11 protein-coding genes are annotated in these 13,372 nt (G+C 64.2%); 1 reads left to right on the forward strand and 10 read right to left on the reverse strand.

The genetic code is table 11. From position 1 onward, the window contains the following. Positions 1-457: 457 nt before the first annotated feature. Positions 458-1,447: a LacI family DNA-binding transcriptional regulator gene (locus tag DES45_RS24425; protein ID WP_245571884.1), complete on the forward strand. Its 990-nt coding sequence runs from the start codon at positions 458-460 to the stop codon at positions 1,445-1,447. Here DES45_RS24425 and DES45_RS24430 read toward each other — a convergent pair. The 10 genes from DES45_RS24430 to DES45_RS24475 all read right to left on the reverse strand — a co-directional run. Continuing rightward, a complete protein-coding gene (locus tag DES45_RS24430; protein WP_114773528.1) occupies positions 1,405-3,105 on the reverse strand; it encodes a metallophosphoesterase family protein in 1,701 nt (566 codons plus the stop codon). The two genes, DES45_RS24425 and DES45_RS24430, sit on opposite strands and share 43 nt — an antisense overlap. A gap of 26 nt (positions 3,106-3,131) precedes the next feature. Beyond that, complete coding sequence (locus DES45_RS24435; protein WP_114773529.1) at positions 3,132-4,019, reverse strand: inositol monophosphatase family protein; 888 nt, start codon at positions 4,017-4,019, stop codon at positions 3,132-3,134. Between the two features lie 100 nt (positions 4,020-4,119). Further along, the gene (locus tag DES45_RS24440; RefSeq protein WP_114773530.1) at positions 4,120-5,268 is read right to left on the reverse strand and encodes an ABC transporter substrate-binding protein; all 1,149 of its coding nucleotides are present in this window, start codon (positions 5,266-5,268) and stop codon (positions 4,120-4,122) included. Between the two features lie 99 nt (positions 5,269-5,367). Further along, the gene (locus DES45_RS24445) at positions 5,368-6,501 is read right to left on the reverse strand and encodes an ABC transporter ATP-binding protein (RefSeq protein WP_114773531.1); all 1,134 of its coding nucleotides are present in this window, start codon (positions 6,499-6,501) and stop codon (positions 5,368-5,370) included. Next, positions 6,501-8,366: an ABC transporter permease gene (locus DES45_RS24450; RefSeq protein ID WP_170151632.1), complete on the reverse strand. Its 1,866-nt coding sequence runs from the start codon at positions 8,364-8,366 to the stop codon at positions 6,501-6,503. Before DES45_RS24450 ends, DES45_RS24445 begins: the two co-directional genes overlap by 1 nt. Before the next feature lie 508 nt (positions 8,367-8,874). Next, positions 8,875-9,705, reverse strand: coding sequence for an inositol monophosphatase family protein (locus DES45_RS24455; protein WP_245571885.1), 831 nt, complete (start codon positions 9,703-9,705; stop codon positions 8,875-8,877). Between the two features lie 15 nt (positions 9,706-9,720). Next, the gene (locus DES45_RS24460) at positions 9,721-10,344 is read right to left on the reverse strand and encodes a protein-tyrosine phosphatase family protein (protein ID WP_114773532.1); all 624 of its coding nucleotides are present in this window, start codon (positions 10,342-10,344) and stop codon (positions 9,721-9,723) included. A 92-nt stretch (positions 10,345-10,436) separates the two neighbouring features. Beyond that, positions 10,437-11,564 carry an ABC transporter ATP-binding protein gene (locus DES45_RS24465; protein ID WP_114773533.1) on the reverse strand — a complete coding sequence of 376 codons (1,128 nt, stop codon included), beginning with the start codon at positions 11,562-11,564 and terminating at the stop codon, positions 10,437-10,439. A 35-nt stretch (positions 11,565-11,599) separates the two neighbouring features. Continuing rightward, positions 11,600-12,838 (reverse strand): ABC transporter substrate-binding protein, encoded by a 1,239-nt coding sequence (locus DES45_RS24470; RefSeq protein WP_114773534.1) that lies wholly within the window; start codon positions 12,836-12,838, stop codon positions 11,600-11,602. A gap of 48 nt (positions 12,839-12,886) precedes the next feature. Next, positions 12,887-13,372 (reverse strand): ABC transporter permease subunit (locus DES45_RS24475; protein WP_114773535.1); only part of this gene is annotated, 486 nt, incomplete at its 5' end.

Below are 13,372 nucleotides of genomic sequence, written 5' to 3' on the forward strand. Positions count from 1 at the left end.
ATACCGTGACCTCTTCATGGCACTGACCCTCCTCAAGGATCAAAATGCCCGGAAAAGTTGTCCTCCGAATGGACCAGTTTGACGGGTCAGGACCACCTACGGGCCCGGAGCGGGAGCCATCCACCCCATCGTTGGAGGCAGTTTTTGTTCCGACCCCAACCAGCGCTGCAAACCGCCTGATCCGCACGCCTTGCCTTAAGCCCTCCAGGTTGTCGCTCTTGCCAAGGAGGTTTCGCATCCAGACAGCTAACAGGCCTTAAATGCCCCAGGTTATGCTGGGCAAATTTGACATCATCCTATCAGGACCGCGATTAAGACTAGCTAATCGTCCAGAGCAATTTAGATTGCAAAGAGAGCTCCCCATATTTATGCACGACCGTGCAATGTAGCCGGAGCCCAAGTTGCAACCTTCACGGCAGGTGTGGCAGTGCCGGACATCAAACCAAACAGAACTTTCGTGAGCGCCCAGCGCGTCGCGGAACTCGCGGGTGTCTCGCGCTCGGCGGTATCGCGCACCTTCACGGCCGGGGCGAGCGTTTCGGAGGCGACGCGCAAGAAGGTCATGCAGGCAGCGGAGACACTCGGCTATCATGTCAACCATCTCGCCCGCGGGCTCATCCACGAGCGTAGCGACATCGTCTGTCTCATCGCAGCTGATCTCAACACGCCGTTCCAGTCCCGGATGCTTGAGACCATGACCCGGCGCCTGCAGGAGATCGACAAGGTCGCCATGGTGATCAACACGTCCGGCGAGAGCGAAAGCGTCGCGGGCGCGCTGCGCAAGTCCCTCAACTATCGGGCCGATGCCACCGTGGTCTTCTCCGGAGCGCCGAGCGCCTCCCTCATCGACACCTGCATCAACAACGGCCAGCACGTCATCCTGATCAATCGCGACGACCATCGGGACGGGCCCGAGAACGTCGTGGTCGACAGCGCGACCGCTGCGTGGGAGGCGTTCCACATGCTGCGGCGAGCTGGCTGCCGGCGGATCGCGGTCGTCTCCTCGGATGTGGGAACGCCCAGCATTGTCGGCCGGGCGACGAACTTCCAGCTCGCTGCCGCGGAAGCCGGCATCGAGGTCGTCGTGGCGCGATACGGCCCGACCGCATATGCGTCCGGTGTCGAGGCCGCCCGAATCCTGCTCAGCCGCTCCGACGCCCCGGATGCGGCCTTCTGCGTCACTGACCTCTTGGCCTTCGGTTTCATGGACGTGGCCCGGCACGAATTTGGAATGTCCATTCCGGATGACATCTGCGTCATTGGCTTCGACGACGTGGAGCAGTCCGGATGGTCATCCTACAATCTCACGACGTTCCGGCAGCCGATTGACCAGATCGCCGACTATATCGTCCGTCATATCGACGAGCCGCTAGCTATCCGCAAGGGCGGCGAGCCGACCCGCTTTCAGCCTCTCCCGGTCTGGCGCAAATCGGTCCGGCCAAAATAGGCTGACGCGCCGTCCCCGATCTCGCCGGTCGCAAGATCGACCGTGAATTCCCGCGAGGGCGGGCTTGCTAAATATTGGCCAAGCATTCGCAGGAAGCCGGCAAGCCGGAACTGGATGGACGTGGGCTCCCATGAGCCGGCCGCGTAGCGCGCTGTCAGGGTCCGGTAGTCTGCGAGCCTTTCGTCCGAGATCCCGTCGAGCGCCAGTTGCCGCCCCTTTCGGAGGCGGTACCAATCGGCAACCATCTCGATGAACGGAAGCGAAAGAACACTTTCCGGCAGGGCGCGGGAATTCGTGCCCGTTCCCGCATCCGCTCCGGCGAGCCGGAAGAGATCTCCGACAGTGAGGCGCATCGCCGCCTCGGCGAAATCCTCTGGCCATTCCCGCGGCATATAGCGCTGGCGGACCAGCTGCGCGAGATGATGGCTCAGGAACTCGGGATAGCTGCGCGTCCTAAGGATCCCGCCGTAATCCGCACCCCTGCGCCGCGCCTCGACTCCATAGGCCGGAAAGGCCGCGTCGAAACCCGGCACGTCGTGCAAAGGAATCGTCTCGACCGAGATGCTTTTCTCCTCAAACGTCGCGGTTTTGTAGGCGGCCGGAAAGGCGGTTAGCGACGGCACCGCGACATTGACCAGGAAGTCTCCGCCCCGGCGCAGAAGTGCCGTCTCGTTGACATGCCAGTGACCACTGAAATGCACCCGGATTCCGGCCTCTGCAAAGGCCTCGGCCACTGCCGGATCCGGCATTCTCCGGGCGAATGTCGTGCGCCCGAACAGCCGAACCTCATCGTCGAGCGTGGTGTTCAGGGGACCGATAGCGGGATAATGCGAGAAGACCAAGAGACGCTTGTCGAGAGCCGCGGCGCGGCGCGCGACGTCGCTTGCCCAGGACAGGAGGAACGGCTTGTCGGTCAGCACCGCATTCCAGCCGGCCTCGCTCCGGTCGACGAACCCCTCTTCCCCGCCGCTCCTCGGCTGGTACACGTTCGCATCGAGCGACAGGATCCATAATCCCTCAACAGGCTCGACGAGATAGGATGCGTCGATCATCCGCGCCTTCGTCAGCCCGTCGTCGGAATGGACCTCGTAGGTCCGGTCTTCGAGCGCATCGGATCCGCCGAAGGGGCTCTCCCACAGGAGGTCCACGTCGCGCCTGAAATATCCGAGCTCCGCCATGTCCGGGAGCGCAACCGCATATCCGCTGCAGTAGGCTGCCTCCGTCACGATGCGACCCGCGGAGCATCCGCGCGACACATCCCTGTCGCTCGTGACCAGAATGTGTGCTCCGTCCGCAGTGAGGAATCGCTTGCCCATATGGCGCCCGGCCAGCGCGAACAGGTCGTGGTTGCCGGGCGTCGAGAAGAACCGCATGCCGTAGCGCGTCGTGTAATCCTGCAGCAGGGCGAGTGCCGCCGCGCGGTTGAAGGCCTGCCCGTCATCCAGAAGATCGCCGACGATGATCACGAGCCGAATGTGCCGCGTCGCCACATCGTCGAGCGCGGCGCGCAGCGCAGGACCGCTCTCGTTGAACACGCGCGTCGACGCGACCGTGTCCGCCAGGGTGCGCACCGCCGCGAAATCCTCCCGCGCGCCGGGGGACCGGAAAGAGGTGTCGTGGAAATGCGGATCGGCGATGATGGCGATCTTCGGCAGCATCGCCGATCTGCGGCCTGAAATGCGGTTCACCGGGCCCCAAGTCCTTCAGGCTCTGGCAGCCGTTGCGCGCGGGCGGCAGCCAGCGCCTGCCGCCTCTCCGAAATGTTTCTGGCGATGCCAGTCAGGGTCGGATAGTTCGCGCCCTCGCCGATGGCTACGTAGCCCGGGCAGGCATAATCCGTTGCGGTCTCGTCGACCTTTCCAAGCGTGAACGGGAGATAGGTCCCGCGCGCCTGCCGGAGGATCAGGATCGCGGCCGTGACGTCCCAGGGATTGACGCCGAAACCGGCCGCCGCATCCACCCAGCCTGCCGCCACATGGGCGATGCTGAGCGCCGCGCTGCCCGGGCGTCGGACGGTCGAGAACGTCTCGATCAGGACGCCGATATCGTCGAGAGCCTGGCGCTTGCCGTCGAGGCGGAAGTCGCGCGACACGGGATATCCGGTGATGAGCGTCGCGTGCTTCTCCTGCGGGACCGCCGACGAGACGATGCGCCGGCCGTTGAGATAGGCGCCGTCCAGATCGGCCGTGAACAGGTTGTCGGCAACCGGATCGTAGACGACCCCGGCCATGATTTCGCCCTCGACCACGGCCGCGATGGAGACGCACCAGAAGGCGAAGCCCCGCGCGAAATTGTTGGTGCCGTCGATCGGGTCCACATACCACTGGATGGAGCCACTGCCGACGCTGCCGCCTTCCTCGCCCAGCAGAACGGAATCCGGGACCTCGCGCATGATGAACGCGGTGATCGTTTCCTCCGAGCGCTTGTCGTGCTCCGTGACCACGTCGTGAAGATCGACCTTGTAGTCGACCGCGATGGTGGAGCGGAAAGCCTCGCGCAGTGGATCGCGGACTTCGAGCGCGGCCCGCCGGGCAACGTCGAGGAGGCGGGACGATTCCCTTGAGACGGTCATACGGACACCATGATGGAAATAGGAGTGCCGTTCCCGGCACGAGAAGGCGCCCGTGAGGGTCTGGCCATAACCGGCCATGCCGCCACCGGCGCCGAATGACTTACTTCTTGTAGTTCACCTGCCAGAAATCCTGCCAGTCCTGCCGGGTATCCCAATCGCTGAGGCCTGTGGACGCATCGTACTGGAAGAGCTTGTCAGCGACATCCGCGATCCCTGAGGGCTCATCCTCCGGGAGCTTAATATCGGTGTTGGTCGGCATCTTGCCGTCTTGCATCTGGGGCCCAATGCCCTCAGGCGTGAGGAGATAGTGGATGAACAGCTTCGCGGTGTTGGGGCTCTTGGTCTTCTGCGCAATCAGGCCGAGCTTGCTGTAGGTCCAGCCGACCCAGGGCTTGATGTCCGTGCACAGGCCGAGCTTGTAGCCCTTGTCGGCATTGTCCCGGAACTTGGCCGAGCTCACGAGGCCTAGGAATGGCGCCTTCTGCCCGGGCGCACCGACGGCCTCCGAGATAGGATCGTCCCCATCGGTGACCAGGGGCGCATTTTCGGCGAAAGCCTTCACCCAAGCTGCGGTGGCGCTCGCCTCACCGGTCTTCAGCTCCCTGCCGAAGTGCGCCTTGTAGGCGGCCGCCACCTCGGCATCCGCATGCTGGGCCATCTGGTTGAACCAGTCCGTGTAGCTGCCCTTGGTGAGCGGATCTACGAAGGCGACCTTGCCCTTCCATTTGGGCTCCGTCAGCTCCCACATGTTCTGGACCGGGCATTTGTCGTAGACCTCGGTGTTGTAGGCCCAGACATTGGCGTTGGTCGAGATGGCGAGCGGCTTCTGGAATTGGGCCGGAATCTTCTTCGTCATGTCCGGCGGCACCCAGCTCTCGACGAATTTCTGCGGAATCAGCTGGGCGAAGGCCGCCGGCGCATCGGTGATCAGCACCACGTCGCCCTGCACGTTGCCAGCACGCCCCTCCCGGATGATCATCTCGAGCTGGCTGTTGGCCGAGACCTTCATGCCGGTGGCCTTCAGGCCGTATTTCTTGCTGAACCCCTTGGCGATCTCGACGATTTTCCCGGTGCTGTCGTAGACGTTGATCGGGGCCTCCTTCTTGGCCGCCGCGATGAGCGCCTCGAGATCCGCCTCCTGGGCGGCTGCGCCAGGGACCTGAGCCAGCAGAAGAGCCGCCAAGCCGGCAGCGGACAGCGCAGCGCCTGCTTTTCTCCGGCGCCTCGCCTCTGGATTGACCTTCATCATCGTTCCTCTCCCTTTTGTCGTTTCGCCCTTGGCTGGGCCGGCGCGGTGCGGAGTGCCCCCTCGTCCTCACCGCTGCCGGCCGGTTCGACGCCGCATCCCCTATTGCGTCGGGGTGGAGCGGCGGACGTTCCTGTCGAATGCGGTGGAGCGCTGTCCTTTAGTGTCGAAGACATGCAGCGCCTCGGGCTTCGCCCAGAAATGCGCCTTCGTTCCGAGGTCGATCTCTGGCGCCTCGTGCATCGTCATGAAAAGAGGATCGCCTTCCCCGGCGAGTTCGAGGATCCAGCTGCCACCGGTCGGGAGGATTCCCGTGACTTCGACGGGACCGCTGAAGCTCCCCTCCGGGATTTCGTCCGACCGGGCCAGATGAAGCGCTTCCGGCCGGATGCCGAGCGACCCGATGCCCTCCGGACCCGAATGCCAGCGTGCCAGATACTGGCGTGCAGCTCCGGCAAGCCCTGAGCCATCCGGGCCGTTCAGGCCCAGGATGTTGATCGGAGGGCTGCCGACGAACTCGGCCACGAAGCGGTTTGCGGGCAGGTCGTAGATCTCGTTCGGCGTGCCGAGCTGCTGCAGGCTGCCCTCGTTCATCACGGCAATCTTGGTCGCGAGCGTCATGGCCTCCCACTGGTCGTGGGTCACGAACACGATCGTGGTGTTGAACTCGCGATGGATCCTTTTGAGCTCGGCCCGCATCTCCAGGCGCAGCCGCGCATCGAGATTCGACAGGGGCTCGTCGAGCAGCAGGATGCCGGGATTGACCGCGAGCATGCGGGCAAGAGCCACGCGCTGCTGCTGACCGCCGGACAATTGCGAGGGGTAACGATGACGGTATTTTTCGATATCGAGAGCCCGCATCACCCGCTCGACCTGCGCCTCCCGCTCGGCCTTCGGGACCTTGCGCAGGCGCAGCCCGAAATCCGTGTTGTGCTCGATGGTCAGATGCGGCCAGAGCGCATAGCTCTGGAAGACCAGCCCCATCTCCCGTTTCTCGGGCGGGACGAAGACGCCCTGGCGAACGGAGTCGACGACCCGCTCGCCGATCCGAATCTCTCCGTCCGAGAGGTTTTCGAGCCCGGCGATCATGCGTAGGGTGGTCGTCTTCCCGCAGCCCGAGGGCCCGAGCAGGCACATGAACTCCCCGTCTCCGATCTCGAGATCGAGGTTGGAGACGGCGTTCGCCGCGTTGGTTCCGTAGCTCTTTTGCGCATCGCGCAGGGTGATTGTCGGCATCAGCCACCGAGTCCTTCTGCGATGTTGGTCCTGGTCAGTTTCTGCGCCGCGAGCGTGCCCGCATAGGCGATGCCCGCGACGATCAGCACGACGGCGTTTGCGGCCTGCGTGTAGTGGTAATCGACGAGACGCATGGAGAACGTCGTCAGGACGTCGGTGCTCGGCACCGCGAGGACGACGAACAGGCTGAGACCCTTGATCCCCGAGATGAAGGGCAGCAGGATTCCGGTGACCAGCGATCCCTTCTGGATGGGAATGACGATCGACAGCATGCGCCTGAACCATCCCGCACCCGCAACCTGCGCGGCCTCTTCCGGATCCTTGCCGAGCTGCATCATGGCCGAGACGCCGGCGCGAGACGCGTAGGGCATCTGGTCGGCCATGAGGGCCAGCATGAGGATCGCGGACGTCCCGTAAAGAGCCGGAACCGGACCGCGCTGCACGGCGAAGAGTGACAGATAGGCCGTCGCGAATGCGATGCCGGGCACCAGATAGGGAAGGAACGTGACCTGGCGCAGGAAGGTCGCGAGCGGCCGGAACGGCGTGCGCACCGTCACGTATCCCACAAGTAGCCCCAGGAGGCCGGACGTGATCGAGGCTAGGCCGACGATCCACAGGGTGTTCCACGCCGCGCTCCAGAGATCCGGGCTCAGCAGGATCCCGGTCCGGAGAGCGACGCTGTCCAGGTCCCGCCCGATCCAGTAGTTCAGGGTGAAGTTGTCGAGCGCGAAGCGACCCGGCACCTCCATGACCGTGGAGAGGAACAGGGTCAGCAGCGGCAGCCCGACGCTCAGCATGAAGACCGTCGCGGCGAAGAGCGTCGCGAGGATCCGCATCCGGCCGAGGCGCGTCAGCCGGTTCATCGTGCCCTTCGAGCCGACGGTGACGAACCGGCGGGCTTCCTTAACGAGCCTGGCGTCGATCAGCAGCGTGATGATGCCGATCAGCATGATGGCGCCCGCGAGCACCGCCGCAACGCCGCTCTGCCGGGACGAGATGCTCCGGAAGAGCGAGGTCGAGAGCACCTCGAACTTGACCGGCAGGCCGAGCACGTAAGGCACGCCGAACTCGCCGAGGCACTTGGCGAAGATCAGCACCATGGCGGAGAGCAGCGCCGGGCGCATAAGCGGCAGGATGATCCGCCACGCGACCTGATACTGTCGCGCGCCGAGGATCCGCGCCGAATCTTCGAGCTGGGAATCGAACCGGCGCAGGGCCGTGCCGAACAGCAGGATGATGAACGGCGTGTAGTGGAGCGCGAGGACGACGGTGATCGGCACCCGGCCATAGGCCAGCCAGTCGGGCGGTGTGAAGCCGAGCGCCTCGATCCACCCCGGCTGCCCACCGACCGTGCGGTTCTTGAACAGGGTCGTCCAGGCCAGCGCGAAGGTCCAGGCCGGTAGCATATAGGGAACGATGAGCGCCGTGGCGAACCACTTGCGTCCGAACATGTCGGTCCGGCTGACCAGCCATGCCAGCGGCGCGCCGACCAGGAACGAGAGGAGGATCGCGCCGAACGCCACCGAGAGGGTATTCAGTAGCGGGGTCCAGAACAGCGCGGTCGAGATGGGAGCCAGGAAGGCCCTGTTGAGGTAATAGAGGGTGAGCTCGCCGAACGGCCTGCCGATCCGCCTCTCGTCGCCGAACTGCACATGGACCGCGTCGGTCAGCATGGAGACGATCGGCACGACAATCAGATAGGCGAACAGCAGCGCCGTCACGATACCGATGACGGTCGTCGGCTCCCTCAGAGAGATTTTGAGCCTGTAGCGCAGGCGCTGGAAAGTCGTGGGTGGCGACGGGGCGATCGCGCCGCGCTCGCCTGCGAACGGGACGTCTCTCGTCGGCGAACTAAGAGGCCGCATGTCCGGCCACCCCTGCGTTTCGGGCGAAACCCGAGCCCTGCGGCGCCCCTGCGGCCGCGTTCCCTTCCCGGAAAACACCATGGGAATGGTGCCGCCTGGCCCCGCGCATCAGCACGGAGCCGGATGGCGAAATCCGGCCATCTGTCTCGATGGCAATGCGACGCCTCACATCATCCTCCCGTAGTGGCCGCGACTTGCGCAATCCTGCAGATTGGGAAGCTGCCTGGTTCGTCCGGCTCGTTCCTGCGATCCGGTCCCAGGTCTTTGCTTCGTCATTGCAAGTCAGCGGCGATGTTTGGTTTCGTTTATTTGCCTGGTGGCCTCCGATTGAACAAAACGCCTGCCTGAACCGTGAGAGAAGAAATTAGAGCATGACGTGCACACCTGTGCAAGGACAATAAGGACTTGGTTATTACTGTCTCGGGCATGCTCTTTCCTGAAGGTTTACAGGTGGCGTTCTGTTGCGTCGACCGGTGCGCTTTTTGGCTCCGGCCCGGATGCGCGCCCGTCAGGCAACGCCGGCCAGGCGGACAAGGCGCTCCCGCAGGCCCGGCGTGCAGCCGAGCACCTCGTTGCCCCGGCGCAGACCGTCTTTGGCGAGGAAATCGTTCACCCAACCTCCGGCCTCCTCGATGAGCAGCAGGCCGGCCAGCGCGTCCCAGGAGTTCATGTGCAGTTCGCAATAGCCGTCCAGCCGCCCAGCCGACACATAGGCCAGGGCCAGCGCTCCCGATCCGCCGCGGCGAATGCCCGCTCCGTCGTCGAGCAGGCGGCCGATCAGATCCACGTAGCGGCTGAAGGGCAGCCGGTTCGACCATCCCGCCTCGATGGTCGAGGAGCCGATCTCCTCCAGCCCGCTGACCCGGATGGGCTCGCCGTTGAGCATCGCCCCCCTGCCCCGCTCCGCGACGAACAGCTCGTCGGCCATCGGATCGTAGATGACGCCGATCTGCGTCCGCCCGTTGCGCACATAGGCGAGCGAGATGCAGAATTGCGGGATGCCGCGCACGAAATTGGCCGTGCCGTCGATGGGGTCGACGACCCAGACATTGTTGTCGAAGGAGCCGCCACCCTCCTCGCCGAAGAACGAATCCTCGGGAAAGCTCTCCAGCAGCCTGGCGCGCAGCAGGCCTTCCACCTCGGCATCGACTGCCGAGAGATAGTCCTGGTGGCCCTTGAGGTTGATGTTGGAAAGGCCCGGGCGCCCATTAAAGCGCCGGCGCGCCAGGAAGCCTGCCTCGCGCGCGGCCGCACAGGCCACGGGCAGTCTCAGGCTCGCGCTTTCCGGAAGGGCCGGGATGACCGGTTCGACAGCCTTGGCCGTAGTGTTCGCCAACATGGTGAAGATCCTGCTTTATGAATGTGAGGCCGCGAGCTTCGGTGCCGGATGCTTCTCCTGCTCGATCCGGTGGATCCACGATGCCGCGTGACGGGCGGCCTCGGTGAGCATCGGCTTGGGCGTCTCCATCCACTCGCTGGGATGAAGTTCGCGGGCGGCCCGAAGATGCGCGATCGCCGCGTCGAGCGTGGGGAAGCGGTCCGGCATCTGGATGTGAATGTAGAGCGCCGCCAAGATGACCGAACGGCTGCGCCCGCCGCGGCAATGCAGCAGCACGTTGCCCCGACGGCGATGCGGATAGGTGCTCCGATCCGGCAATTGCTGATGCAGGGCACCGTCCAGGAGGTAATACCCGGCGAGAAGCATTGTGTCCGGATTGCCCGCGTCGTCGATGAGACCGAGCTTGTAGTTGCGGATCGGCCCGTGCGGCGAGGCGGTCTCGGACGTTTCCGCGCCCGCCAGATAATCGATGTCCAAGTTGACGGCGCAATTGACCACAATGGCCACGTCGTTGCGCTCGAGGAGCGCCTTGTCGGCCGCGGCCGCGGCGCCGCCCACGAAGAGCTTGATCCCGAAGGGCGGCAGGTCATCCACGATCAGGCTCATCGGCGGACGGCTGAACTTGAAGGGATTCGTCATGGAATGTCGTATTCCTCAGTCTTCAGAAAAATTCAGGCCCGGAGCGGAGCTTCGGCTGAAAGGCGCCGCACCGTCGTGTTGCGAGCCGGCCGTCAGGCCGCATGGGACGCCCCCAGGGCCGGCTTTGCGGACGGGATGCGGGTGCCGCTCCGCTTGTCGAAGAAGGTGAGCCGGTCGGCCGGAAAATCGATCCAGACGTTCTTCTTCGCGAGAGTGGTCTCGAAGCGCGGGATAAGCGCCGTGATCCGGTGCCCCTTGACCGAGAGCGAGATGATCGTCTGCGAGCCGGTGGGCTGGACGATGTCGACCTCCGCTGCAAGGCTCGCTGGGCCCGGCCGCTCGACGATAGCGATGTTCTCCGGACGGATCGCGAAGGTCACAGGTCCGTCGGTGCTCTGCAGGCCGGCCGGGACGGGAGTGTCGGTCTCCTCGAAGCGCACGAACCGCTCGCCCCCGGCCGTGCTCAAGGTTCCGTCGAGGAGATTGATCCTCGGATCGCCGATGAACTCCGCGACGAAGAGGTTCGCCGGATCGTGGTAGATCTCGTAGGGCGTGCCCTGCTGCTGGATGACGCCGTCCTTCATCACCACGATGATGTCCGACATGGTCAGCGCCTCGACCTGATCGTGCGTGACGTAGACGGTCGTCGCCTGAAGCTCGCGGTGCAGGCGCTTGAGCTCGGTGCGCATCTCGGTCCTGAGCTTGGCATCGAGGTTCGACAGTGGCTCGTCCATGAGGAGGATCGCGTTGCGCGCCGCAATCAGGCGGGCCACGGCCACACGCTGCTGCTGCCCGCCCGACAGCTCGGACGGATAGCGGTCTTCGAGCCCGGTGAGCTGGACCTTTGCGAGGGCCACGGAGAGGCGCTCCTTGATCACGTGCGCCGGTTGCTTCGCCTCCGAGAGCGCCAGGGTGATGTTCCGGTCGACTTTCATGTTGGGCCACAGGGCGTAGCTCTGGAAGATGAAGCCGAGCCCGCGCCGCTCGGGCGGCACAAAGACGCCGGTTCGGCTGGAGTAGACTGTCCTGCCGCCAAGCACGACCTCGCCGGTCGTCGCCTGCTCGAGGCCGGCGATGACGCGCAAGGTCGTGGTTTTGCCGCAGCCCGACGGCCCGAGCAGAGTCACGAAGCTGCCCTTCGGGATGTCGAGATCGAGGCCTGGAATGGCCAGATGGCTTCCGTACGACTTGGTGATGTTGCTGAGGACGATTTCAGACATGGGCGCTCTCTCGCTAGGAAGCCATTCGGCCTACGTTATCGGCTCGTCTCGGCCATCCAGAAATCGCTGATCTTCGCGATGTTGTCCTTCACGAATTCAGGCGACGCCGTGAGCTTGCGGGCCTTAGGCCACATCTCGCTATGGGGCGGCGGCGGAACGTCCGTGCGCGGCGAGAAGGTGCCGACCTGATAGAAGGCGGCCATGCCCTGCAGGAGTTCCAGCGATTTCCCGGACCTGAACGGAGGCTTGAGCTCCGAATTGGCATTGAGCTCCTTGCTGCCCATCAGGAAGGCCACGAAGAGCTTCGCAGCGTTCGGATGCGGCGCCTGCCCAGCCACGGCCACATAAGTCGGATAGGAGAACAGCGCCGCGGGCTTCAGGTCGTAGGGAATCGCGTTCGCGTAATTGTCGCTCTGGTTCTTGGTCAGGTAGTGGATGACCGAGAAGGCCATCGGCGGCTTGGCCTGCCCGCGCAGGCCGACGGCGGTCGCGATCTTCGAGCTGTTGTCGGAAATGACGATGTCGTTGCCGATCAGCCGGTGCAGGAACTCATAGCCGGCATTCTCGATGCCGGACGAGAGCTCGAGCTTCTTGCCGTAATGCTCCTCATAGGCCTTCTGCATCTCATCGGAATGCTCGACGATGGCTGCGAGCGTCATGAGTGTGGTGAGAGAGCCCGCCGGCGACTTCATGGAGAAGCGGCCCTTCCATTGCGGCTCGGTGAGCTCCCAGATGCTCTTGATCGGCGGCTGCGGATAGGTTTCCGAATTGTAGAAGATGCCGTAGGCCTCGATCACGTGCGTCAGCAGAGGCTCGCGGTGCTCGGCGGGGATCTTGTCCGTCAGGTAGGACGGCACGTAATTGACGATGCGGTGGTTAGGCAGGAGGTCGAACACCATCTGCTCGGTGCCGCCCGAATAGACGACGTCCGCCGCATAGACGCCGGCCTGATGCTCGCGCACGACCTTCTCGATGGTCTTCTCGGACCCGAGATCGTAGGCTTTGACCTTGATCTCCGGGTAGAACTTCGCGAAGTCCTCGGCCACCTTCAGCATCGTACCGGACGACGAGTAGACGACGACTTCGCCCTCCTTCTTGGCGTTGGCGACCACCTCGTCCCAGTTCTCGTTCTTCTGGTAGGGCCCGAGCTGGCTCTTCTGCAGCCAGGCATCCCATTTGGGATCCGCCTGCTGCGCCAGGGCGGGCACCGCCAGGGCAACGGTCAGGGCTCCGGCCGCGAGCAGGGCTTTGGCGGTGCGGAATGTCGGTGTCATGGTGGGCTTCCTCCGTTCTTTTCTCTTCGCGTCGGTCCGGCCAGGCTGTCAGGCCGCTCCGATGCGCGCTTTTTTCGACAAGGCGCGGACGACCAGGTTGACCACGATCACGATGGCGACGAGCAACACGGTTGCGACGCCGACGAGTTGGGGCATGTCCTGGTTCTGGTAGTTGTAGATGACGCCGGCGAGCACGTTGGTGGACGGCGTGACGAGCAGGATGATCAGCGACAGCTCACGCATGATGCTGATGAAGCTGAGCAGCATGCCGGAGAGAAGTCCACCGGCAGCGATGGGCACGATGATCCGCATCATGCGGCGGAACCAGCCGATGCCTTGGACACGAGCCGCCTCCTCGAGCGATTTGTCGATCTGTAGGAGCGCCGCGATACCGGTGCGCGACGTGAAGGGCAGCGTCTTGACCGAGCAGATCAGGACGAGCAGCGCGAAGGTTCCGTAGAGTGCCGGAATTGGCCCAAACGGACGGGCGAACATGCCGATATAGATCGCGCCGAAGGCCAGGGCCGGAAAGAT

Source organism: Microvirga subterranea, from assembly GCF_003350535.1.
GTDB lineage: Bacteria > Pseudomonadota > Alphaproteobacteria > Rhizobiales > Beijerinckiaceae > Microvirga > Microvirga subterranea.